The sequence below is a fragment of the Mesobacillus boroniphilus genome (genome assembly GCF_018424685.1).
Taxonomy (GTDB): Bacteria; Bacillota; Bacilli; order Bacillales; family Cytobacillaceae; genus Mesobacillus; species Mesobacillus boroniphilus_A.
In genome coordinates this window covers 2188539-2213381 of the sequence record NZ_QTKX01000001.1, presented here as the reverse complement: position 1 = coordinate 2213381, position 24843 = coordinate 2188539, and the positions used below count along the sequence as shown (strand labels likewise).

Below are 24843 nucleotides of genomic sequence, written 5' to 3'. Positions count from 1 at the left end.
ACATTACATTTGGAAATTAACTTCTAAAAGGAGGTTCCCAATGCTCTCGTGCTCTGCTTATTTGTTTTTAAAATAGCGTGCAAGTCCTTCGAATATCCCGTTAGCTACTGCTTCCTGATATTGATTTGTATTTACGAGCATCTCTTCCGCAGGGTTGCTCAAATAGCCTAGTTCCAGGAGGACGGCTGCTTGCTTGTTTTCCCTGATGACGTGATAGTCGCCAAAACGAGTGCCTCGATCCTTTAACATCGTTTTGCTTACAACCGAAGAATGTATTTGTTCACCCAAAGGCTTTTGTTTTGAATTGTAGTAGTAAGTCGTCATTCCCCTGACAGTCCTATCGTTGATGCTGTCGTAATGAATACTGATAAACGCGTCGGCATTATGGTAATGGGAGCTGCTGACTCTGGAACCTAGTGAAATGTAATGGTCATTGTTCCTGGTCAGGATGACGTTCGTGCCGGCAGCTCTTAATTTGTCATATAAAAGCTGGGCTGTTTTCAAGGTGAGCGTTTTTTCCAATGTTCCTCTTACACCAGTTGTGCCATTATCCCTGCCACCGTGCCCAGGGTCAATGATGATTGTTTTATTTTTGGTGTGCTTTTCCGCTCCCGGTCTCTCTATTTGCGGTGCAGTTCCCTTTACAGAAACAATCCAGCCAGCTACAAAGCCGCTTGCACCGTTTGGAAGCGCGATTTTATACCAATCTTTTTCGACGCTTATGATTTCAAAGCTGTCCCCCTGATTGGCACGGAAAATGACAGCTGTGCTTGTGCTGGGGCCTTTGCGTATGTTTGTCCCGTTATGGAGCATGGAAACGCTGCTGTTTTTTACAGACTGGCTAGGTGCAGCTGTTGGTCCGTTTTTCTTTTTATCAAAAAACCAGCCTGCCGCCCAGCCTGTTTTACCAGACTGGAATTCAATCTTAACCCAATTGTTTTGTTCATCAAGGATTCTAAAGCTTTGACCCTTTGAGACAGAACCGATGACGCTGCCATCCAAAGAATTTTTGTCACGGACGTTCAGCTGTGAAGCGGTAACCGTGCCTGTGAATTGATCTACAGGAGTCGAAGTCTTCCCGCTGTCAGTTGCAGGTTTTTCACCGATTTTTAGGTATTCAGCGCTTACCCAGGCATTTTTTCCTGCGTATGTTATCTCCGCCCAGCCATTGGACTGGGAATGGACTGTCACTGCAGCTCCATAACTTAATTGACCGACTCTGCTAGCGTTCAAGGAAGGCTTATCTCTTACATTCAAGGAAGTAGCGTTGACCGTTCCGCTTGTTTTAGCACTGGCGGCTGGCGGAGCTTCACTAGCCTTGCTCTCTTTTGTAGTTATGTATTCCTTTGAGACCCACCCTCGTAAGTCATTAGTGCGCACTTCTGCCCAATTTCCATTCGAGCTAAGGATTTCGACAGCTTGTCCACTATTAAACGACCCTATTACCTGGTAGTTTGTGCCCGGCCCTTTCCTTACTCTCAAACCATTGACAGTTACGCTGCCTGAGCCACTGTCTGCTTTTGGCGAAACAGCTGGTGAAACAGCTGTCTTAGTGGCTTCCTTAGCAGTAAACCATTCGGCTACCCATCCCTTTTTACTGCCGCCTAAGCTGATCTGGATCCAATCTCCTTCTTCCTTGACGATTGAAAACTTTTCTCCCTTTTTAACTGATCCTGATATCGGATAACTTAGTCCTGGTCCTGTTCTTACATTCAAACTGGTTGCTGTTATCGAGACACTCCCATTATCCGCGTGAGCCGACTCTAAAGCTGGAAGGCTCCCAAAAATGAGCATCAAGCAAAGGATGATAGGAACCATTTTATTTCTGAGCAATAATCTCCCTCCCTCTCTCATTCTCTATAAAAATATATTACCGGATTTTTCCGGTAAAATCACGAGGACTTTTCTCTTATATCGGTATGGAAAGAAAAAAATTCAAGTTTAAAAAGAATATCTTATATTCATGAAAAATTTCCACAAAGGCTGGGAAGAATAGTAAGCAATAAACATTGGAAGGTGATACTATGAGGTTCAGTGATAAAGGAAAATCGGCTTCATTCGGGGAGAATCAATTATTCGGAGTGGATTTCCACGATTTTATCCAGAAGGAACAAAGCGCCAACACTGTAGAATTAGCTTCGGAATTTGGACTGTCTCTCCGTGATGTAAGAAAACTGAAAAAACAGATTGAACGTTCTTGAATTGTGCTTGACATTGCCATTTGTACTCCGTATTATAATATAAATAAAATGTTATATAGAAAACATACCGTTGATGGAGCATAGTAGCCATGAAACAAGTGCAAAGAGAGGAAATGCCCTGGCTGAAAGCATTTCTGCATGATGACTTGGTGAATGAACACTCCGTAGGATTTTCTCTGAACATGGCTGACCCCATCATTAGGAGAGGACGTATTCAGGCGTTAACTGTTAAAGAGGAAGTGCATTCACGCACTTCAATTAGGGTGGCACCACGGGAATTCAAAGCTCTCGTCCCTTGTTATTATGGCAAGGGATTGGGGGCTTTTTTGTATTCTTTTTTTTACATAAGGGTAGTTTTGAACTGGAACGTTGCTTTTTGAAGGGTTTCGGGATTCGCAGTGTTCCTGAGCAATTTAATAGAAACGAGCCAATATAATGATATGAAATTATGGAGGAGGATGCACTGTGTCTAATCAAATCAATATCCCTCGCGGAACACAGGACATTTTGCCAGGCCAGACAGAGAAATGGCAGCTCATCGAAGCGAAGGCGAGAGAACTTTGTGAAAGATATCAATATCGGGAATTAAGAACTCCGATTTTCGAGCATACAGATCTATTCAAACGAAGCGTTGGTGATACAACGGATATAGTTCAAAAAGAAATGTACACTTTCACAGACAGGGGTGACCGCAGCCTGACGCTTCGTCCAGAAGGGACAGCAGCGGCTGTTCGCTCTTTTGTCGAGAATAAAATGTTTGGAAGTCCTAATCAGCCAGTGAAGCTCTACTACATGGGACCTATGTTCCGCTACGAACGCCCACAGGCTGGACGTTTCCGCCAGTTTGTCCAGTTTGGTGTTGAGGCAATGGGAAGCGCAGACCCGGCGATTGACGCTGAAGTAATCTCACTTGCCATGTCCCTTTATAAGGAACTTGGTTTGAAAAAGCTCAAGCTTGTCGTGAACAGTCTTGGAGATAAGGAGAGCCGTATGGCACACAGAGAGGCTCTTGTGAAACATTTCCAGCCTCGAATCGGGGAATTCTGCAGTGACTGCCAGAATCGCCTTGAAAAAAATCCAATGCGAATCCTGGATTGCAAAGCAGACCGTGACCACGAGCTGATGAAATCAGCACCATCTATCATTGAATATCTGACTGATGACTCTGCTCAATATTTTAGTAAAGTGACCAAGTATTTGACTGACCTAGGGATTGAATTCGAGGTCGACGCGAATCTAGTACGCGGCCTGGATTATTATAACCACACAGCCTTTGAAATCATGAGTGATGCAGAAGGCTTTGGAGCAATCACAACCCTTTGTGGCGGCGGCAGGTACAATGGACTTGTCGAAGAAATCGGCGGGCCGGAAACACCAGGCATCGGATTTGCGTTAAGCATTGAAAGATTGCTTTCAGCACTAGAGGCAGAAAATGTTGAGCTTCCGGTTAATGAAGGAATTGATTGCTACCTCGTTTCATTGGGTGACGAGGCCAAGGATTATACTGTTGGCCTGCTCCATAATCTGAGAATGGCGGGTTTCTCTGCGGAAAGAGATTATCAAGACCGCAAAATCAAAGCCCAATTCAAGGCTGCTGACAGGATGAATGCTAGATATGTAGCAGTGTTGGGTGAAGACGAATTAAAAGAGAAGAAGATTAATCTGAAATCAATGGCGGATGGGGAGCAAATCGAACTGCCGCTTGAGAGTTTTATTGAAAAATTCAAGGAGATTTGTAAGTAGAGGGGGAGTTTCGATGTTTGGGAGATCATATTTTTGCGGTGAAGTAACGGAAGAGGCAATTGGTGAAAAGGTAACGTTGAAAGGCTGGGTCCAAAAGCGTCGTGACCTGGGTGGTTTAATTTTTATTGACCTGCGTGACAGAACAGGCCTAGTACAGATTGTATTCAATCCTGACGTTTCTCCAGAAGCGCTTTCGCTCGCAGAGAAAGTGCGTACGGAATACGTTCTTGATGTTAAAGGGACAGTCATTGCCCGCAGCGAAGGAAGTATTAATGAAAACCTTAAGACTGGAAGGATTGAAGTCCAGGCTGAAGAGCTGACAATCATCAATGAAGCAAAAACGACACCTTTCGTGATCGCTGATAAAACAGATGTATCAGAAGATGTTCGTCTGAAATACCGTTATCTGGATCTCCGTCGTCCGGTAATGTTTGAAACTTTTAAGATGAGACACCAGGTAACAAAAGCAATTCGTGACTTCCTTGATGGCGAAGGCTTCCTTGATGTAGAAACGCCGATTTTAACAAAGAGCACACCTGAGGGAGCGCGTGACTATCTAGTGCCAAGCCGTGTTCATCCAGGCGAATTCTACGCTCTTCCTCAATCACCGCAGATTTTTAAACAGTTGATGATGGTTGGCGGCTTTGAGCGCTATTACCAGATTGCACGCTGCTTCCGTGATGAGGATCTCCGAGCTGACCGCCAGCCGGAATTCACGCAAGTCGATATAGAAACGAGCTTTCTGAGCCAGGAAGAGATCATGGGCTTGACTGAAAAAATGATGCAAAAGGTCATGAAGGATGTAAAGGGTATGGATGTGACGGTGCCATTTCCTCGTATGAGCTATGAAGAGGCTATGGGCCGCTTCGGATCTGACAAACCGGATACTCGCTTTGGTATGGAACTTGTCGACCTTTCGGAAACGGTAAAGGATTCTGGCTTCAAGGTATTTGCTTCAGCGGTAGCAAACGGCGGCCAAGTGAAAGCAATAAATGTAAAAGGTGCGGCAGCTAACTATTCACGTAAGGATATTGATGGTTTAACTGAATTTGTATCTGTTTACGGTGCAAAAGGTCTTGCTTGGCTGAAGGCGGAGGAGGATGGACTAAAAGGTCCAATCTCAAAGTTCTTTGGAGAAGAAGAACAAGCGGCACTTCAGGCCAAGCTAGAAGTTTCGGCTGGGGACCTCCTTCTATTCGTTGCAGATAAGAAGGCTGTTGTAGCAGATGCCCTTGGAGCCTTACGCTTAAAGCTTGGTAAAGAGCTCGGGTTGATTGACCAGAGCAAATTCAATTTCCTCTGGATTACAGACTGGCCACTATTGGAGTTCGACGAGGAAGCAGATCGTTATTTTGCAGCTCACCATCCATTCACGATGCCAGTACGCGATGACCTGCCATTGCTCGAAAGCGATCCAGCCAGTGTAAAAGCACAGGCTTATGACCTTGTCCTTAACGGCTATGAACTGGGCGGCGGATCTCTAAGGATTTTTGAAAGAGATGTACAGGAAAAAATGTTCTCCGTGCTTGGCTTTACAAAGGAACAGGCAGTCGAGCAGTTTGGATTCCTTCTTGAGGCATTTGAATATGGAACACCTCCACATGGAGGAATCGCCCTGGGACTGGACAGAATGGTCATGCTCCTTGCTGGCAGAACAAACCTGCGTGATACGATTGCGTTCCCGAAAACAGCAAGCGCAAGCGACCTGCTGACAGACGCCCCTGGCGAAGTAAGCGGAGCCCAGCTGGATGAGCTTCATTTAGCATTAAATCTTAAAAAGAACCAGTAATATCCAATGGCCATATCCTTGAAGTTCATTTGGGGCTGTGGTAATATAATAACAACAGATGAAGAGTCCTGATGTGTTCGTTGTTTAACCTGAAGTTTTGACCTAACATCTATCCTTCGGGAGTTCGCGTTTTCGGGCCGCGTAAATGCCTCTGGCTAGAGGACTTACAGAAACCCGGGACAGGGCACCCACCTGCTGAGAGCGGGTTCAAGACGAAGGCAACCAACACGACGGCACGATTGGGACTCTTCCTACATACGTAAATTAAAACCATGCTGATGCATGGTTTTTTTGTTCTAAAAGTTCATTCCTATATAGATCTAATCATTCACTATAAGTCTGAATTCGTTTTTCTTCTAACGGACACATTTAAGGGTTTCAGTCTTCTGTTTGTCCGATAGAGCCTTCCTAACGGACAAATTCTGTGATTTCTTCTTTCTGTTTGTCCGATAGAACCCTTCTAATGGAAATTCTAGGATTTTCTCCTTCTTTTTATCTCGTTGAACTCTTCTAATAGACACTTTATAGGAATTCACCTACCTTCCATTCAGTAATTCACACAACCAAAACTAATATACACTTTAATTCCTATAAAAATACTTGAAATTAACGGCGGGTATGTTATATTCAAAAGCGGGTATAGATATTAACATCAATCTTATATTTGGAGTGAGTTTGTGATGCTTCATCAATTTTCAAGAAATGAATTGGCCATTGGTAAGGAAGGCCTTGATATAATGAAAAATAGTACTGTGGCTGTTTTAGGAATTGGCGGGGTCGGTTCGTTTGCGGCAGAAGCTTTAGCAAGATCGGGTGTTGGCAAGTTAATCCTGATTGACAAGGATGATGTCGATATCACGAATGTCAACCGCCAGCTTATTGCGCTTCTTTCGACTGTTGGCAAGCAAAAGGTTGAAGTGATGCGAGACAGGATTATGGATATAAATCCTGAATGCGAAGTTATTGCATTAAAAATGTTCTACACAGAAGAAACATATGAAGAAATTTTTGGCTACGATTTGGATTTTATTGTCGATGCGTCCGATACAATCTCTTATAAAATTCATTTGATCAAGGAATCCATCAAGCGTGACATCCCAATGATTTCAAGTATGGGCGCAGCTAACAAGATGGATCCAACCCGGTTCCAGATTGCTGATATTTTCAAGACGCACACTGATCCGCTTGCAAAAGTCATTCGTACCCGTTTACGCAAGGAAGGAATCAAAAAGGGGATTCCGGTTGTTTTTTCTGATGAAAGCCCGATCGTGATTCGTGAAGATGTCCGAAAAGAGGTTGGTAACGACAATGCGGAAATCCGCAAGGCAAAAATGCCGCCTTCTTCAAATGCGTTTGTTCCGTCAGTTGCAGGGCTCATCATGGCGAGCTATGTTGTCAGGGAACTTTTGAAGGATATCGAAATAAACCGTGTGAATAGCTAAAGGCTCTATTCGCATTGATTGTTGTTTTTCGTACGTATAATTGTATTCCGCATTCTTTGTAGTATCGGGACTCTTTTCGAGGAGACTTCTGAACTAGAACTACGATGATACTCGTAAAAACCCAGGTGCCGGTTTTTACTTTCGTTGGAAAAGTAACAAAGTTTACGGAAAGAGCTTAGCTAAAAAATAAGCGGAAGGGGCCTCAACAATGGCCCTTCCGCTTATTTTTTTTGTCCTGTGATTTTTTCATAGATAGCTGCTATTGCCTGTTCGAATTTCCCGGTCTTCTTTGGCTTGTAATAGACCTTGTTCTTGATCCTGTCCGGAAGATACTGCTGCTTTACCCAACCGCCTTCATAATCATGCGGATATAGGTAATCAATGCCTCTTCCTAGGTCTTTAGCACCTTTATAATGGGCATCCTTTAGATGGTCAGGGACCTCTCCGCTAATACCGGAACGGATGTCCCCAAGCGCCGAATCAATCGCTACAATTGCGGAATTGGACTTTGGAGACAGACATAGCTCAATAACCGCATTAGCCAGTGGAATTCTTGCTTCAGGAAACCCAACCCTTTCAGCAGCTTCAATTGCTGCCAGCGTCCTTTGCCCTGCCTGCGGGCTCGCCAGTCCAATATCTTCATAGGCAATGACAAGGAGCCTTCGGTTGATGCTTACGAGGTCGCCTGCTTCTATCAATCTGCCTAGGTAGTGTAGGGCGGCATTCACATCGCTGCCTCTGATGGATTTTTGGAAACCTGACAGAACATCATAATGGGCATCTCCATCTTTATCATGTGAAAGACTTTTTTTCTGCATGCACTCTTCAGCTGCAGCTTCATCAATATGAATGACCCCATCCACATCTGGTTCGGTTGACAGCACTGCAAGTTCAAGAGCATTCAATGAGCTTCTCACATCTCCGCCTGAAGCGGTAGCGATATGGGTGAGTGCTTCATCTGTAATCTCAATATTCAGGTGCCCTAGGCCTCGATCTTCATCCGCAATCGCTCTGCTTAGGGCAGCTTTGATATCAACTGGTTCAAGCGGTTTCAGTTCGAAAATCTGGCATCTGGACCGTATTGCGGGATTGATCGCGTGGTAAGGGTTGCTCGTCGTCGCTCCAATTAAGACAATCATCCCGTTTTCAAGATAAGGAAGCAGGAAGTCCTGTTTCGCCTTATCAAGGCGGTGAACCTCATCGAGAAGCAGGATGACCTTCCCTGACATTTTCGCTTCAGCGGCGACTACTTCCATATCTTTTTTATTGTTTGTAACAGCATTCAGCGTCCTGAACGCAAAATTCGTGCTTCCCGCAATGGCGCTGGCAATCGAAGTTTTCCCAATACCAGGCGGGCCGTAAAGAATCATCGATGACAATTGCCGTGCCTTGACCATCCGATTTATGATTTTTCCTTCAGCTACAAGATGCGACTGGCCGATCACTTCCTCAATCGTCCGCGGCCTCATCCTGAAAGCAAGAGGTTTAAGATTCATGCTCATCGCTCCAATAATACGCATATTTCGTATATATACAATAACACGAACGAGGGACTTGCGCATGGTACACGCAATTTGTGCTATAATTGCAAAAGCCTACCTATTGACTGAGGATTTTGATACTATTTATATAGTGAGAGAATGCCATATGGGGCATTATGAATATATCTAAAGAATAGCTAACCTTTATGAAAATTGGAGTTGAGGTGCAATATGAAAATTTCTACGAAAGGGCGCTATGGACTGACGATCATGATCGAGCTAGCCAAAAAATATGGAGAGGGCCCGATATCCCTAAAGTCCATTGCGCAAACTAATGATTTATCAGAGCATTACCTGGAGCAATTGGTTGCGCCGCTCAGGAATGCCGGCCTGGTGAAAAGCATCAGGGGAGCATATGGCGGTTATATTCTCAGTTCAGAACCGTCAACAATCTCGGCAGGGGACATCATCCGTGTCCTTGAGGGGCCAATCAGCATTGTTGAAGGTATAGAGGACGAGGAACCAGCCAAGCGTGAGCTCTGGACACGAATCAGGGACGCTGTCAAGGACGTACTCGATAATACAACCATCGAAGACCTCGCTAATCATTCCGACAACTTTGGCGAGTCTGACGCTTATATGTTTTATATTTAGGCCTTTTTCGTAAACCGTGTTGCTTGCACATAATTTCTTAAAATGAACCGCAATGACTTAAAGAATGCGGGTGCATCGAAATGTGTTCTAAAAGCAACAAACAACGAGAAATCAGCGAATATTTAAAAAAACTTCTGAAGAGAGGGTAAGACTTTGGAAAGAATCTATTTGGACCATGCAGCCACTACACCATTGCATCCAGAGGTGCTGGCTGACATGGTCAAGGTAATGGAAGCGGAGTTCGGAAACCCTTCAAGCATCCACCATTTCGGTCGTGAGGCAAGGAAAATTCTCGATGATACCCGCGAGGAACTGGCAAAGAGCATAGGGACGAAAGGGAACAATATCATTTTTACGAGCGGCGGTACTGAAGCTGATAATCTGGCTATCATCGGTTATGCCGAAAACAATCGCTCTAAGGGGAATCATATCATCACGACCCAGATTGAACACCATGCAGTCCTGCATAGCTGTGAGGAATTGGAGAAGCGTGGGTTTGAGGTCACATATCTACCGGTAGATGAAAATGGCCAGGTTTCCATGGAATCATTTGAAGAAGCATTACGGGATGATACCATCCTTGTGACGATCATGTACGGAAACAATGAGGTAGGCACAGTCCAGCCAATAAAGGATATTGGTGATCGGTTAGCTGGCCATCAAGCTGTTTTCCATACGGATGCAGTCCAGGCTTATGGCATTGAAAAATTGGATGTTGATGAACTTAAGGTTGATTTGCTTTCTGTTTCAGCCCATAAAATCAATGGTCCTAAGGGAATTGGTTTTCTTTTTATCCGGGATGGAATCAAGCTGGCGCGGCAGCTCTTCGGCGGTGAACAAGAAAGAAAACGCCGTGCCGGAACCGAGAATGTAGCGGCTATTGCCGGGTTTCGCAAAGCAGTCCAGCTATCCCAAATGGAGCTTGAAACAAAGCGCAGCTTCTATAATGACTTAAGAACTTTGTTCATTGATCAACTTGAAATGAGCGGAATCTCTTTCCAGCTGAACGGATTGCTTGATAAATCACTCCCTCATATTTTAAACTTAAGCTTTCCAGGCACGAATGTCGAAGCAATGCTTGTCAACCTTGACCTATCTGGAATTGCTGCTTCAAGCGGTTCGGCGTGTACTGCTGGATCAATCGATCCTTCCCATGTACTTGTCGCCATGTTCGGAAAAGAAGATAAAAAACTAAAAAATTCAATCCGATTTAGCTTTGGTTTACACAATACAAGGGAACAGATTGAAAAAGCAGCCGAGGATACGGCAAAAATTGTCCGCAGGCTTACGAAAAATAGCCAGGTTTAAGGGAAGAATAAGTTTTAAAGGAAGAGAAAAGAGGTGAAGCATAATGGAAAAATCACCTAAGGATACGAGAGTGGTGGTTGGGATGTCAGGCGGTGTGGATTCATCAGTTGCCGCTCTTATTTTAAAGGAGCAGGGCTATGATGTGATCGGCATCTTTATGAAAAACTGGGATGACACTGACGAAAACGGGGTCTGCACGGCTACTGAGGATTACGAGGATGTGATCCGCGTCTGCAACCAGATTGGCATTCCATATTATGCGGTCAATTTTGAAAAACAATATTGGGATAAGGTTTTCACTTATTTCCTTGATGAATATAAAGCAGGCAGGACACCTAACCCGGATGTCATGTGCAACAAGGAAATAAAATTCAAAGCATTCCTTGAGCATGCAATGAATCTGGGAGCTGATTACCTGGCGACAGGCCATTATGCACGAGTGGAGGACCGGGACGGGGAACGCAAGATGCTTCGAGGACTGGATGAAAATAAGGACCAGACTTATTTCTTGAACCAATTGAGTCAGGCTCAGATTGAAAAAGTATTGTTCCCAATTGGAAATCTGGAAAAGGCACGTGTAAGGGAGCTTGCCAGGGAAGCAAATCTTGCCACAGCAACCAAAAAAGACAGTACCGGTATCTGCTTCATTGGTGAAAGGAATTTCAAGGAGTTCCTAGGAAATTACCTTCCGGCCCAGCCAGGAAATATGGAGACGATGAACGGCGAAGTGAAAGGGAAGCATGACGGTCTGATGTACTATACGATCGGCCAGCGCCAAGGCCTTGGCATTGGTGGTTCAGGTGAACCTTGGTTTGTTGTCGGCAAAGATCTTGAACGCAATGTATTGCTTGTTGAACAAGGGTTTCACAACGAACTGCTTTATTCAGACAGCATCACGGCGGTTAATGTCAGCTTTGTTTCTGATAAGGAAAAGCCTAAGACTTTCGACTGCACAGCAAAATTCCGCTACCGCCAGCCTGATAATGCTGTAACGGTCGAACTACAGGATGATGGGACCGCAAAAGTCCTTTTCAAAGAACCGATTCGTGCCGTTACTCCTGGACAAGCTGTCGTATTTTACGATGGGGAAGAATGTCTTGGTGGCGGTACGATTGATGAGATTTTCAAGAACGGAAACAAACTGACATATGTCGGCTAATCCTGATAAAATCCCCGGCGGGCCAGCTTCGCCGGGGATTGTTTTGGACTAGGCTCTTTTTGCTTGCAAAACTGATAGTAATTTATCGTTACTGTTTTAATTGGGAAGTGCTCGAAGAGAGTCTGGATCCTTCCTTAATATGGTATACTTTCATGGAGAATGGAGTGTTAGAAATGGATAAAAACCAGACAGGTATTGAGTTAATGAAAGAAGGTAAATGGGAAGAGGCTGCCAAGACATTCGCTGAAGCGATTGAGGCTCAGCCAGAAGATCCAGTTGCATACATAAATTTTGGGAACGTCCTCACCGCCGTGGGTGATACTGAAAGAGCAATGACGTTTTACGATAAAGCGATCAGCATAGATGAGAATGCAACCGCAGCCTATTACAGCAAGGGTAGTGTGTATTATGATAACCAGCACTTCGAGGATGCCAAAAATATGTTTGAGCTAGCCATGAAAAAAGGGCTGGACAATGGAGACAATTTTTTCATGCTGGGTATGACCCTCGTGCAGATGGGCAGCAACAAGCTTGCTCTGCCATATTTACAACGCAGCACGGAACTTCTAGAAAATGATGCTGAAGCCCATTTCCAATATGGGCTTTGTCTCGCCAGGGAAGCTTTTATCGACGAAGCGATTAAAGCCCTAGAACTGGCAATCTCGCTGGACCCGCAGCATGCGGACGCCCTCTATAATCTTGGCGTAGCTTATGGCTACAAAGAAAATGGTGAAAAAGCGCTCGAGATGTTCAATCGTGCATTGGAAATCCAGCCAGACCACTTGCTCGCAGGCCACGGCAAGAAATTGATTGAGGGACAAGATCTCCGTTAAATAAGTTGAATTGAAGGAAAGGGGGAAGTACTTTGGACAAACAGGACTCACTTGATTTGTTTTCAGAACAGGGTAAGTTCATGAAAGGTAAGCATCTTGTTACCATTTTCCATAATGAACAAAATCTATACACAGTCCTGAGGATCAGGGTCGAGGAAACAAATGAACAGTACGAGGATAAAGAAGCCGTCATCACTGGGTATTTCCCCCGGATTCATGAGCAGGAGACTTATATTTTCTTTGGTGAGGTAAAAGAACACCCCAAGTTCGGCGCACAATTCCATGCGACTCATTTCCGTAAAGACCTGCCACAATCAAAGCAGGGAATCATCAGCTACCTATCAAGTGATCTCTTCAAAGGAATCGGGAAGAAAACAGCAGAGAAAATCGTCGATACACTTGGAGAAAAGGCCATAACGAGGATTATCGAGAATCCATCCGTCCTTGACCAAATTCCGAAGCTGGCCCCAGAAAAAGCAAAGGAACTTTATGACACATTGATGGAACATCAGGGCCTTGAACAAGTAATGGTCGCATTGAACGAATATGGCTTTGGCCCGCAGCTGTCGATGAAAATTTATCAGGTATACAAGGAACAGGCTATTGACGTTATTCAGAACAATCCTTATAAGCTTGTAGAGGACATCGAAGGCATCGGTTTCGGAAGGGCTGATGAACTGGGCAGCCAACTCGGATTAACAGGTAACCATCCGGACCGTATCAAGGCTGCCTGTCTTTATGCACTTGAGAATTCAAGCATCCAGGGTGGGCATGTTTTCATGGAAGCGGAAGAGCTGCTCGTGGAGGTAAAAAAGCTGCTTGAAGACAATCAGAATATCGAGATTGAATTTACTGATATCTCGAACCAAATCATCAAGCTGGGTGAAGAAGGAAAGCTGGTTGCCGAAGAACAGAGAATCTATCTGCCATCCCTTTATTATTCCGAAAAAGGCCTGATTGCCAACATTAAAAGGATCCTTGAGCAAACAGAATACGAAAATCAATTTCCCGAATCAGAGTTTCTCCTTGCACTCGGAAATCTTGAGGAACGTCTGGGTGTCCAATACGGTCCAAGTCAGAAGGATGCGATCCAGACAGCTCTGATGTCACCGATGATGATCTTGACTGGCGGTCCCGGCACAGGTAAAACGACGGTTATTAAGGGAATCGTTGAGCTATATGCCGAGCTGCATGGCTGTTCTCTGGAACCAAAAGATTATAAAAAAGAAGAGCCTTATCCGTTCCTGCTTGCAGCTCCGACTGGTCGTGCGGCAAAGAGGATGACTGAGTCAACCGGACTGCCTGCTGTGACCATCCATAGGCTGCTGCGCTGGAATGGTGCGGAAGGCTTTGATCATAATGAAGACCAGCCGCTCGAGGGAAAGATTTTGATTATTGATGAAACCTCGATGGTTGATATATGGCTGGCCCATCAATTATTCAAATCGCTCCCTGATAATATTCAGGTCATCGTCGTGGGTGATGAAGATCAGCTCCCTTCAGTAGGACCGGGCCAGGTCTTGAAGGATCTATTGGATTCTGGAAGGGTCCCGACGGTAAGGCTGACGGACATCTACAGGCAGGCAGAAGGTTCATCGATTATCGAACTTGCCCACCAAATCAAAAAAGGGTATTTGCCAGACGATATTTCCTCCCAACAGCCTGACCGTTCTTTTATAAAATGTACGACAAGCCAGATTCCCCAGGTAGTCGAAAAGGTGGTTGCCAACGCAAAGAAGAAGGGGTATTCCCCAAGGAACATCCAGGTGCTGGCACCAATGTACCGTGGCCCAGCCGGCATTGACCGTCTGAACGAGCTGTTGCAGGATCTTTTTAATCCGAATTCAGATGGAACCAGGAAAGAGCTTGCGTTTGGCGATGTGAAATACCGGATTGGCGATAAAGTCCTCCAGCTGGTGAACCAGCCTGAAGCTAATGTGTTCAACGGGGATATGGGCGAGGTAGTAGCCATTTTTTACGCAAAGGAAAACACGGAAAAACAGGACCAGCTGATTGTTTCCTTCGACGGCATTGAAGTCACATATAACAGGCCGGATCTGTCACAAATCACCCACGCTTATTGCTGTTCAGTGCATAAATCCCAGGGCAGTGAATTTCCAATTGTCGTCCTGCCTGTGGTAAAAAGCTATTACAGGATGCTCCGCAGGAATCTGATTTACACAGCAATCACAAGGAGCAAGCAATTCCTCATTCTTGTTGGTGAAGAAGAAGCACTTAAAATTGGGATTGAACGTGGTGAAGATACCGCAAGGAACACAACACTCGTTGAGAAGCTTGTACAATTACTGCCTGAATTGCAAGATGAAGCAGATAAAAAGAATCAAAGCGAGCCTCAGTTGGAAAATAAACTCCAAAATGAAGATACTACCGGCAATGAGGACGAAGTGGATTACATTGAAATCATCAAAAGCGCTGATCCGATGATTGGAATGGGCAACCTGACTCCTTATGATTTTATGGATGAAAAGGATGCATAAGAATCTGCAATAATTGCGGATTCTTTTTTTATGGAAAACCTTACACCTCATGAATTTGCCGCAGTCAGTGGAAACTAAGACTGTTCGGGAAAGGCGGGACACACTTTTGCGGACATTTTCACTTTTAAAGGGACTGCCAGTATATGAATTGACGAGTGGTCAAAAACTGGGCGAAGTTTGTGATGTGAGCATTTCCGGCAATGGAAGCGTAGTAGGCTTACTTGTAAAAAAAGGTGCGTTCATCAAGAAAACGTTTCAGGTGAAAGTGGACCAGGTTTCATCCTTTGGTGAAGATGGAGTCATGGTGAAGGACAAGTCAGCCTTGGAACGTTTGGAGGCAGAGCCGGAATATACATTCGAACATAATCAGAGCCTTGCTGGGAAAAAGCTTCTTTCGAAAGAAGGAGAACAGCTTGGCCTGTTGGAGGATGTATATTTTATGGAAGAATTGGGCACGATTGTAGGGTACGAATTAACGGATGGCTTTTTTTCGGATATCGCGAATGGGAAGCGTGTCATAAAGACCACTGGTCCACCTGCAATCGGAAGGGATGCCATCGTCGTCACTGTCAAATCGAGATGAGGTGTCCTTATGTTAAGTTGTCCCAATTGCAGAAGCAAGGATATAGGTAAAATTGGCATCAACCAATATTACTGCTGGAATTGCTTCATAGAACTGTCTCTAAACAAAGGTTTGATCCATACCCATCAAGTCGAAGAGGATGGAACATTGAGCTCACTTGATGATTTATTTGAAGAAGATCAACGTCAATACGGCATGTAAAATAAATGAAAGAGGTGGCGCATATGAATAGAATGTTAACCTCCGTAATTGCTATTGGTGCTGGAATGGCAGCAATCAACTATGCTTCCAACAACAATATGATGTCTGGCAGAAAAATGAAGAGGCTTGGCAGAAAGATGACGAGAGCTTTATTCTAGTCCGGATAATCAAACCTAATCCCTTGCGTAATTGCAAGGGATTTTTTACTGTCAGATTGGAAAAAATCGCTGATAATTTCCAAGTCGCTATAAAAAATCCTTTTTGGCTATAATATTAAGAATTTCGCTATAATAAAAAGTTTTTCGCTATATTATTAAAAATTTCGCTATAAAAAAGAACCTTTCGCTATTAAATCGAAAAGGACTGCTTAAAAAATATCCAAGCAAGGCCAAAATGTATAATCCACCTCCTTTCTCTTAAGAATAAACAGGAAGGAGGGCGAAGATGGATGAATATCCAGATGAAATGGTATTACCGGCTTGGATTTCTTCTCCTTTTATTCATTGTTCTATATGTTTTCATTAAATTGCAGTCCATATGGGTTCCTTTTTTGGAAGTACTGCTTTCGCTGCTTGTGCCTTTTTCAGTGGCTGCATTCATTACATATTTGCTGCATCCTATCGTAGAGGCCCTTCACCAAAAAGGACTTCATCGCGGAGTATCTATCTTGATCATCTATATCTTGTTCTTTGGCGGGGCCGGCTTTGCTTTTTACAAAGGGATACCAGCACTGATCCACCAGCTGGGCGACTTGGCAGAAAATGCTCCGTATTTCGCCGAGCAATATAAACAAATGGTCAATAATATTGTCGACCAGACCTCTACCTGGCCAGCAGGTATCCACGAAAGAATTGAGGATGGAATCAACAGGATGGAACAATGGCTTGATGGTGTGCTCGCGGGTTCGATGGCATTCCTGATGGATCTCGTAAATTCCATCCTGACGATTGCCGTGATCCCGTTTATCGCTTTTTACATGCTGAAGGATTTTGATGTCATGAAAAAAGCGGCGTGGTATATCACACCACGGCAGTGGAGGCAGCCAGGCACCAAGTTCCTGCATGAAGTCGACAAATCGCTGGGCAGCTATATCCGCGGCCAGCTGCTCATTTGTCTCATTATTGGAGTACTATCCTCATTGTTTTTTTGGATGGCGGGCATAAAGTATTCGCTTCTGCTTGGAGCAATTGTCGGGATAACGAATGTGATTCCTTATTTCGGGCCAATCATCGGTGCCATCCCGGCTGTGATTATTGCCGCGACAATGTCAGTAAAAATGGTGGTTCTATCACTCGTGATTGTCTTTTCACTTCAATTCCTCGAGGGGAATATTCTATCCCCACTGATTGTAGGTAAAAGCCTGCACATGCATCCTCTGATGATCATGTTTGCGCTGTTAGCAGGGGAAGAAGTGGGCGGTATCCTGGGATTGATACTAGCCGTTCCCGTTCTGGTCGTATTGAGGGCGGCATTGATTCACGCAAAAGACCATATCATACTGGAGAGAAAGAAAGCGCGACCAACATAATTTTTGCCAAGTCGTTTGACAAACGGCAAGCGGCTATATATAATTCGGCTATAGATTAATAATTCGAAAAATGTAGAAGGAACGAGTATGTTATAGACCATCGTCCAGAGAGGGATTCCAAGGCTGCAAGAATTCCCGATGAAGGATAACAGAAAGCTATTCCGGAGTGCAGGCAAAACCTGCCGTAGCAGCTGCGTTAAAGCGTTTTTGAGAGATGGGCGCACGTCTTTGCGTCCATAATCAGGGTGGTACCGCGAGCAAGCTCTCGTCCCTGTCCAGGGATGAGGGCTTTTTTTGTTGCCTAAAATCCCTGAAAGCTTAAATTTCAATTGGGTTTAGGAGGTTAGTTTTATGAAAAAACTGACAGGTGCTGAAATCAGAAGAATGTATCTTGATTTTTTTAAGGAAAAGGGCCACGCGATCGAGCCAAGCGCGTCACTTGTACCGCATGACGATCCTTCCCTACTGTGGATCAACAGCGGTGTGGCAACACTGAAAAAGTATTTTGACGGCCGTGTCATACCGGAAAATCCACGGATCACCAATGCTCAGAAATCTATTCGTACAAACGATATCGAAAATGTCGGCAAGACAGCGCGCCACCACACGTTCTTTGAGATGCTCGGGAACTTCTCGATCGGTGACTATTTCAAGGTAGAAGCAATTGAATTCGCATGGGAATTCCTTACGGATGAAAAGTGGATTGGCTTTGATCCTGAAATGCTATCTGTGACAATTCACCCCGAAGACGATGAAGCTTTCAATATCTGGCGAGAGAAAATCGGTATTCCTGAAGAGCGCATTATCCGCCTTGAAGGGAACTTCTGGGATATCGGTGAAGGCCCAAGTGGTCCAAACACGGAAATCTTCTATGACAGAGGACCTGAATACGGCAATGATCCTGAAGATCCAGAATTATACCCTGGCGGGGAAAATGACCGTTATTTAGAAGTATGGAACCTGGTGTTCTCCGAGTTCAACCACAATCCTGATGGAACATATACTCCACTGCCGAAGAAAAATATTGATACAGGTATGGGGCTTGAGCGTATGGCTTCTGTGGTTCAGGACGTTCCGACAAACTTTGAAACAGATTTGTTCATGCCAATCATCAATGCGACTGAAGAAATCTCTGGTGAAAAATACGGACAGTCCAAAGAGAAGGATGAAGCATTCAAAGTTATTGCCGACCACATTCGTACGGTAGCTTTTGCTGTCGGTGACGGTGCACTTCCTTCGAACGAAGGCCGCGGTTATGTACTTCGTCGTTTATTGCGCCGAGCTGTACGTTATGCGAAAAAGCTGAACATCAACCGTCCATTCATGTACGAGCTTGTTCCTGTTGTCGGTGAAATCATGCATGACTTCTACCCAGAGGTAAAAGAAAAGACAGAATTCATCCAAAAAGTCATCAAAAACGAAGAAGACCGCTTCCATGAAACGCTTAATGAAGGCCTTGCAATCCTTTCCGAGCTGATCAAGAAGGAAAAGGAAAAAGGCAGCGGCATGGTCCAGGGAGAAGATGTCTTCCGTCTTTATGACACATACGGGTTCCCTGTCGAATTAACAGAAGAGTATGCTGAAGAAGAAGGATTGAAGGTCGACCATGAAGGCTTTGAAAAAGAAATGGAACTGCAGCGTGAAAGAGCACGTGCTGCACGTCAGGATGTAGGTTCCATGCAGGTTCAAGGCGGCATTCTTGGCGACATTAAAGAAAGCAGTGAATTCGTCGGTTATGAAAATTTTGAAACAAATGGCAAGATTGTTGCATTGGTCAAGGAAGGCGAGCTTGTTGAGGAAGCGAATGCTGGCGATGAAGTTCACTTTATCCTTGATGTAACACCTTTCTATGCGGAAAGCGGTGGCCAGATCGCTGACAAGGGAACAATCGAAGCGAATGGCGTGAAGCTATCGGTCAAGGACGTAAAGAAAGCTCCTAACGGACAAAACCTTCACCATGCAGTGGTAGAAGAGGGCACCGTGACGAAGCGTCTTGAAGTGACAGCTAAAGTTGACCAGGATAATCGCTCGAGAATCATCAAGAATCATACTGCAACACACTTGCTACACCAGGCATTGAAGGATGTACTGGGAGGTCACGTAAATCAGGCGGGATCTCTTGTCGAGCCTGATAGACTACGTTTCGATTTTTCCCACTTCGGCCAGGTCACAGCAGATGAATTGGAGCAAGTAGAATCAATCGTTAACGAAAAAATCTGGAGAAGCATCCAGGTTGAGACGAACTTCAAGCCGATCGCTGAAGCGAAAGCAATGGGCGCAATGGCATTATTCGGCGAAAAATACGGAGATATTGTCCGTGTTGTAAAAGTTGGCGATTACAGTCTTGAGCTTTGTGGAGGCTGCCATGTTCCTAATACTTCTGTGATTGGATTGTTCAAAATTGTATCCGAGGGCGGCATTGGTGCAGGTACAAGAAGGATTGAAGCTGTAACAGGCGAAGCAGCTTACAAAGTGCTGAATGATCAAATCAGCATCCTGAAAGATGCGGCAGCTAAACTTAAGACATCTCCTAAAGAAATTGCAAACAGAATCGACTCAATGCTTATTGAAATGAAGCAGATTCAGCGCGAAAATGAATCTCTATCAGCTAAATTGGGTAATATTGAAGCAGGAAGCCTAACTTCCAAGGTCAAAGAAGTGAACGGTGTCCAGTTGCTGGCAGCGCGCGTTGAAGCAGCTGATATGAACAGCCTGCGAAATATGGCTGATGACTTGAAGCAGAAGCTTGGCTCAGCTGTTATCCTGCTTGGTATGACTGATGGCAGTAAAGTAAACCTGATTGCAGCAGTAACTGATGACTTGATTAAAAGAGGTTATCAAGCTGGAAAACTGATCAAGGAAGCAGCGGCAATTTGCGGCGGAGGCGGCGGAGGCCGTCCAGATATGGCACAGGCTGGCGGAAAAGACCCATCAAAACTTGACAATGCTCTTCAATTTGCTGAAGAATGGGTTAAATCAATTTGATATAAAAGTAAAGTAGTGTAGAATGAAGATAACCTAAAGAAAAATTTGCCTGCCATTTTTTAAAAGTGAGGTGCATTCGATGAGCTCGTTTGATAAAACGATGAGATTTAATTTTCCCGAAGAGCCTTTTGAGCATGATGCCAATGAAGTCCTGCTGCAGGTCTATGAAGCCTTGCAGGATAAGGGGTATAACCCGATCAACCAGATTGTCGGATATTTGCTCTCTGGCGACCCGGCCTATATTCCCCGCCATCGGGATGCCCGCAATATCATCCGCAAGCTAGAGCGGGATGAAATTATCGAGGAACTGGTTAAATCCTATTTAAGGAACCATCGAGAGGGGAAATAAATGCGGACCATGGGATTGGATGTCGGCTCGAAAACAGTCGGCATTGCGCTGAGCGATGAACTCGGATGGACAGCTCAGGGACTTGAAACATTGAAAATCAACGAAGAAGAAAATGTGTTTGGTTTCGATGAATTAGGTAAAATAATAAAAGAGTACGAAGTCGGCAAAGTTGTCGTCGGGCTGCCTAAAAACATGAACGGCACGATTGGCCCTCGCGGAGAGGCCAGCCAGTTCTATGCCCGTGAATTGGAGGAAAGGTTCGGAGTCCCTGTCATCCTTTGGGACGAGCGCCTGACGACAGTGGCTGCAGAGCGGGTTTTGCTTGAGGCAGACTTGAGCCGCAAAAAAAGGAAAAAGGTCATTGATAAAATGGCTGCAGTTATGATTTTACAAGGCTATTTAAACAGCCAAAATTAAATTGAGGTGACTACAATGGATCACGGCGAAAACAACATCACAGTAGTAGACGAAAACGGTAACGAACAACTATGCGAAGTGCTTTTCACATTTGACTCTGATGAATTTGGCAAGTCATATGTTCTTTATTATCCAGTAGGTGCAGAGGATAACGATGATGAAGAAATCGAAATCCACGCATCAGCATTCAGCCCTTCAGAAGACAACGAAGATGGCGAACTAATGCCAATCGAAACTGACGCAGAATGGGACATGATCGAAGAAATGTTAGAAACATTCCTTGCAGAGCAAGACGAAGAATAAAATATGTTCAAATGGGACCAGGCGAATATAGCCTGGTCTTTTATTTGTTTTACGGAAGATCTATGGACCAATCAGAAGAAGGAATCCTGGGAAAGTGTCCGATAGATAATCTCTATTGTCCTCAGATGGCACCTCCCTCGAAAAAAACACCGATTATGTGTTATCATACGCCTGAGTCCACTGTCGAATTTTTGGTTTGTTTGTCGTTCAAGGTATTTTTTCGTAATTATTTGCAAATAGAAATAAAAAATATAGTATAATGGTTCGAGATGTGAAAAAAGAGAGTATCCAGGAAATCAGCATTGTTAACTGGAGGGGGAACTTATGTCTGACGAAAAAAATATAAAAGACGCGAAAAACGATAAAAAGAAGTTGATAGCTGAGAAGCTGATCGAACAGCAGAATGAAGCAAGAATCGTTAGGAAGATTGTCTTCATCACGGCAATTGTCGGGATCCTGCTCATCGGGGCAGTTGGCGGAGGCGGATATTATTATATTAAAGAAGCCTTGAAGCCGGTAGATGAATCCAGCGAGAAGACGATCGATGTCAATATTCCGATTGGTTCTTCTACTACTGGAATCGGAAAGATATTGGAGGAGAATGGTGTAATCCGGGATGCGAGAGTCTTCAAATACTATGTGAAATTTAAAAATGAAGCAGGTTTTATGGCCGGGGATTATAAGATGAATCCGTCCATGACACTTCCTGAAATAATTTCGAGCTTGAAAACTGGTAAAGTCATGCAGGATGTAGTCATGAAAATCACCATTCCTGAAGGAAAACAGTTGAAGCAAATCGCTGGAATCATCGCGGAGAAAACACAGCAAAACGAAGAAGAAATTTTTAAACAGCTGAACGATAAGGAATTCATCACAAAAATGATGGGAAGATATCCTGACGTTCTAACGCAAGACATCTTAAACGAAAATGTGAAGTATCCACTTGAAGGTTATCTGTTCCCGGCAACTTATCCTTTTTATTCTGAAAAGCCGACGGTCGAGGAAATCGTTACTGTCATGCTGACTAAGACTAAAGAAGTTCTCGGTGAATTCAGAGGACAGATGGAAGAAAAGGAAATGACTACACATCAATTGATGACGATGGCATCGCTGATTGAAGAAGAAGCGACTGAAAAAGTTGACCGCGATAAAATCGCAAGCGTCTTCTACAATCGCCTGGAAGACGGAATGATGCTGCAAACAGATCCGACCGTCCTTTACGCGCATGGAGAACATAAAGAACGGGTATTTTTTAAGGACCTTGAAATTGATGACCCTTATAACACTTATAAAATACAAGGGTTGCCGCCGGGCCCGATCGCCAATCCAGGGGTAATGTCAATCGAGGCCGCTCTGGCACCTGCTGACACGGATGATATGTATTTTCTTGCCACCTCTAATGGAGATGTACTCTTCTCTAAAACACTTGCTGAACATAACCGTAAAGTTGCCGAACATATAACAAACAAAAAATAACAGTAAATAAAAGGGGAATGCAGAAAGATTAGCATTTCCCTTCTTATTGTGATAAAATAATTCAAGTGTTTTTTTCTAGATTCAATAGTAATGTTACTGTCTAGGGTAAGCTCTTTATGAGAGCTCCGATTTATTTGATAGCGTGCATTGCAGAAGTAGGAGTTGTGGCTTTTTTAGCTTATGAACCGGAACGGCAATATTGCCGGGCGGTGTCTCTCTTAACCTGTGAACGCTATTTTTTTCATGCTTGGACAGTCATTTTATATATCTACTCTGGCTGATTTTTGGCCTTTGAATAGAGGTGAAGCAGCTTGCTAAGTCAAGAGCTGCAAAGTTATATAGATTCTCTTATACAGCCGAGGGATGGCCTCATTGCAGAGATGGAGGAATATGCCCGTCAAAATGGTGTTCCAATCATGGAGCCGGCAGGTATTGAAACAATGCTCCAGCTTTTGCGAATACAGCAGCCTGAAGCTATCCTTGAGGTAGGGACAGCGATAGGCTATTCCGCACTAAGGATGGCATACGCCCTGCCGCAAGCAAAGATCATCACATTGGAACGTGATGAGGAACGGTTTAAGCTTGCTGTTGATTATATAAAGAGGGCTGGCATGCAGCAGCGGATCATCCAAATCAGTGGAGATGCCCTTGAGCTGGAGGAGGAAGTTGCCGGCCATGCTCCGTTTGATGCGATTTTTATTGATGCGGCCAAGGGGCAGTATAAACGTTTTTTTGATATATACTCAAGGCATTTAAAGCCTGGGGGCATGATCATTACGGATAACGTCCTTTTCAAAGGACTTGTATATAATCAGGAAGCAGAAAGCAAGAGGGTTCGCAGCCTGGTTAAAAAAATAGACGAATTCAACCGCTGGCTAACAGCCAACGAGGAGTATGATACAGTCATCCTTCCGATTGGCGATGGTGTAGCGGTTAGTAAGAAGAGGTGACCGGAATGAATAAACCTGAATTATTGGTAACTCCAAAGAGTGTTGAGGATATTATTCCACTAGCGGAGGCGGGAGCAGACGCTTTCTTGATTGGTGAACAAAAATTCGGACTGAGACTCGCTGGCGAGTTTAACCGAGAAGACGTAAAGCAGGCAATTGAAATGGCTCATTCAAAAGGCAAGAAAGTGTATGTCGCTATGAATGCATTGTTCCACAATGAGAAAGTGGAGCTGCTTGGCGATTACCTTACTTACCTGCAGGATGTTAAAGCAGATGGAGTCACTTTTGGCGATCCTGCTGTTTTGATGGCCGCAAAGGAATTTGCTCCGGAAATGAAGCTTCATTGGAGCACGGAAATAACAGGAACGAACTGGTATACATGCAACTATTGGGGCAGGAAAGGTGCAAAGCGCGCTGTTCTTGCAAGGGAAATCAACATGGACGCGATTGTTGAAATCAAGGAAAATGCCGAGGTTGAAATTGAGGTTCAGGTTCACGGAATGATGAACATGTTCCAGTCTAAACGCCCACTGCTCGGACATTATTTTGAATACCAAGGCAAAGCTCTTGAAGTTGAAAACCGCAAACAAGAACGCAATATGTTCCTTCATGATAAAGAACGGGAGAATAAATACCCTATTTTCGAGGATGAAAATGGCACTCACATCATGAGTCCTAACGATATTTGCATTATCGATGAACTAACGGAGCTTGTGGAAGCAGGTATCGATTCTTTTAAAATTGACGGCATTCTAAAAAGCCCTGAATATATTTTGGAAGTTACAAAACTTTATCGCAAAGCCATTGATTTGGCTGTAGAAGATCCTGACCAATATGACGAAGAAAAAGACGGATTACTGGAAGCGGCAGAACAATTGCAGCCGGCTAACCGACCGCTTGATACAGGATTCTACTTTAAAGAGACGGTTTACTAAGAATAAAC

General features: G+C 44.3%; 22 protein-coding genes, 1 other RNA gene and 2 other annotated features. Of the genes, 21 read left to right on the top strand and 2 right to left on the bottom strand.

The genetic code is table 11. The annotated features are described in order from the left end of the window. Window positions 1-57: 57 nt before the first annotated feature. Window positions 58-1833, bottom strand: a complete 1776-nt coding sequence (locus tag DYI25_RS11375) for an SH3 domain-containing protein (RefSeq protein WP_213368797.1) — start codon at window positions 1831-1833, stop codon at window positions 58-60. 191 nt (window positions 1834-2024) lie between these two features. Here DYI25_RS11375 and DYI25_RS11370 point away from each other — a divergent pair, with 191 nt between their 5' ends. The 5 genes from DYI25_RS11370 (at window position 2025) to DYI25_RS11350 (ending at window position 7175) form a co-directional block, all read left to right on the top strand. Continuing rightward, on the top strand, window positions 2025-2201 hold the full coding sequence (locus DYI25_RS11370) for a hypothetical protein (RefSeq protein WP_213368795.1): 177 nt from the start codon (window positions 2025-2027) through the stop codon (window positions 2199-2201). 61 nt (window positions 2202-2262) lie between these two features. After that, window positions 2263-2500, top strand: a binding site (T-box leader). A gap of 166 nt (window positions 2501-2666) precedes the next feature. Then, the gene (gene hisS / locus DYI25_RS11365) at window positions 2667-3944 is read left to right on the top strand and encodes a histidine--tRNA ligase (protein ID WP_342032496.1); all 1278 of its coding nucleotides are present in this window, start codon (window positions 2667-2669) and stop codon (window positions 3942-3944) included. A 13-nt stretch (window positions 3945-3957) separates the two neighbouring features. Next, the gene (gene aspS / locus DYI25_RS11360; RefSeq protein ID WP_213368793.1) at window positions 3958-5733 is read left to right on the top strand and encodes an aspartate--tRNA ligase; all 1776 of its coding nucleotides are present in this window, start codon (window positions 3958-3960) and stop codon (window positions 5731-5733) included. Window positions 5734-5795: 62 nt separating this feature from the next. Next, a non-coding RNA gene (gene ssrS, locus DYI25_RS11355) (6S RNA) lies at window positions 5796-5983 on the top strand. A gap of 430 nt (window positions 5984-6413) precedes the next feature. After that, window positions 6414-7175 (top strand): tRNA threonylcarbamoyladenosine dehydratase, encoded by a 762-nt coding sequence (locus tag DYI25_RS11350; RefSeq protein WP_213368791.1) that lies wholly within the window; start codon window positions 6414-6416, stop codon window positions 7173-7175. A 221-nt stretch (window positions 7176-7396) separates the two neighbouring features. Here the strand turns inward: DYI25_RS11350 and DYI25_RS11345 are convergent, their stop codons facing one another. Beyond that, window positions 7397-8671 (bottom strand): replication-associated recombination protein A, encoded by a 1275-nt coding sequence (locus DYI25_RS11345; RefSeq protein ID WP_213368789.1) that lies wholly within the window; start codon window positions 8669-8671, stop codon window positions 7397-7399. Between the two features lie 216 nt (window positions 8672-8887). Here DYI25_RS11345 and cymR point away from each other — a divergent pair, with 216 nt between their 5' ends. The 16 genes from cymR (at window position 8888) to DYI25_RS11265 (ending at window position 24835) form a co-directional block, all read left to right on the top strand. Next, window positions 8888-9310 carry a cysteine metabolism transcriptional regulator CymR gene (cymR, locus tag DYI25_RS11340; protein WP_041967745.1) on the top strand — a complete coding sequence of 141 codons (423 nt, stop codon included), beginning with the start codon at window positions 8888-8890 and terminating at the stop codon, window positions 9308-9310. Window positions 9311-9463: 153 nt separating this feature from the next. Beyond that, entirely contained in the window at window positions 9464-10618 is a 1155-nt protein-coding gene (locus DYI25_RS11335) for a cysteine desulfurase family protein (protein WP_213368787.1), read from the top strand. 43 nt (window positions 10619-10661) lie between these two features. Further along, window positions 10662-11777 (top strand): tRNA 2-thiouridine(34) synthase MnmA, encoded by a 1116-nt coding sequence (mnmA, locus tag DYI25_RS11330; RefSeq protein ID WP_213368785.1) that lies wholly within the window; start codon window positions 10662-10664, stop codon window positions 11775-11777. Window positions 11778-11950: 173 nt separating this feature from the next. Beyond that, window positions 11951-12610 carry a tetratricopeptide repeat protein gene (locus DYI25_RS11325; protein WP_213368783.1) on the top strand — a complete coding sequence of 220 codons (660 nt, stop codon included), beginning with the start codon at window positions 11951-11953 and terminating at the stop codon, window positions 12608-12610. A gap of 32 nt (window positions 12611-12642) precedes the next feature. Next, window positions 12643-15108 carry an SF1B family DNA helicase RecD2 gene (gene recD2, locus DYI25_RS11320; RefSeq protein ID WP_213368781.1) on the top strand — a complete coding sequence of 822 codons (2466 nt, stop codon included), beginning with the start codon at window positions 12643-12645 and terminating at the stop codon, window positions 15106-15108. A 106-nt stretch (window positions 15109-15214) separates the two neighbouring features. Continuing rightward, complete coding sequence (locus DYI25_RS11315) at window positions 15215-15691, top strand: PRC-barrel domain-containing protein (RefSeq protein ID WP_213368779.1); 477 nt, start codon at window positions 15215-15217, stop codon at window positions 15689-15691. A gap of 9 nt (window positions 15692-15700) precedes the next feature. Continuing rightward, window positions 15701-15892 carry a hypothetical protein gene (locus DYI25_RS11310; RefSeq protein ID WP_102263688.1) on the top strand — a complete coding sequence of 64 codons (192 nt, stop codon included), beginning with the start codon at window positions 15701-15703 and terminating at the stop codon, window positions 15890-15892. Between the two features lie 23 nt (window positions 15893-15915). After that, window positions 15916-16050, top strand: a complete 135-nt coding sequence (locus DYI25_RS11305; RefSeq protein ID WP_213368777.1) for a YrzQ family protein — start codon at window positions 15916-15918, stop codon at window positions 16048-16050. 290 nt (window positions 16051-16340) lie between these two features. After that, window positions 16341-17420 (top strand): AI-2E family transporter, encoded by a 1080-nt coding sequence (locus DYI25_RS11300; RefSeq protein ID WP_213368775.1) that lies wholly within the window; start codon window positions 16341-16343, stop codon window positions 17418-17420. Between the two features lie 64 nt (window positions 17421-17484). Beyond that, window positions 17485-17696: a binding site (T-box leader), on the top strand. A gap of 75 nt (window positions 17697-17771) precedes the next feature. Next, window positions 17772-20405 carry an alanine--tRNA ligase gene (gene alaS / locus DYI25_RS11295; protein ID WP_213368772.1) on the top strand — a complete coding sequence of 878 codons (2634 nt, stop codon included), beginning with the start codon at window positions 17772-17774 and terminating at the stop codon, window positions 20403-20405. A 79-nt stretch (window positions 20406-20484) separates the two neighbouring features. Next, entirely contained in the window at window positions 20485-20754 is a 270-nt protein-coding gene (locus tag DYI25_RS11290; protein WP_213368770.1) for an IreB family regulatory phosphoprotein, read from the top strand. Next, a complete protein-coding gene (gene ruvX / locus DYI25_RS11285) occupies window positions 20755-21171 on the top strand; it encodes a Holliday junction resolvase RuvX (RefSeq protein ID WP_102263684.1) in 417 nt (138 codons plus the stop codon). It abuts the gene before it with no gap. A 15-nt stretch (window positions 21172-21186) separates the two neighbouring features. After that, window positions 21187-21474 carry a DUF1292 domain-containing protein gene (locus DYI25_RS11280; RefSeq protein WP_213368769.1) on the top strand — a complete coding sequence of 96 codons (288 nt, stop codon included), beginning with the start codon at window positions 21187-21189 and terminating at the stop codon, window positions 21472-21474. Between the two features lie 324 nt (window positions 21475-21798). Continuing rightward, a complete protein-coding gene (mltG, locus tag DYI25_RS11275) occupies window positions 21799-22950 on the top strand; it encodes an endolytic transglycosylase MltG (protein WP_213368768.1) in 1152 nt (383 codons plus the stop codon). Between the two features lie 311 nt (window positions 22951-23261). Next, complete coding sequence (locus DYI25_RS11270; protein ID WP_213368767.1) at window positions 23262-23900, top strand: O-methyltransferase; 639 nt, start codon at window positions 23262-23264, stop codon at window positions 23898-23900. A gap of 5 nt (window positions 23901-23905) precedes the next feature. After that, window positions 23906-24835: a peptidase U32 family protein gene (locus DYI25_RS11265; RefSeq protein WP_213368766.1), complete on the top strand. Its 930-nt coding sequence runs from the start codon at window positions 23906-23908 to the stop codon at window positions 24833-24835. The last annotated feature ends 8 nt before the right edge of the window (window positions 24836-24843 follow it).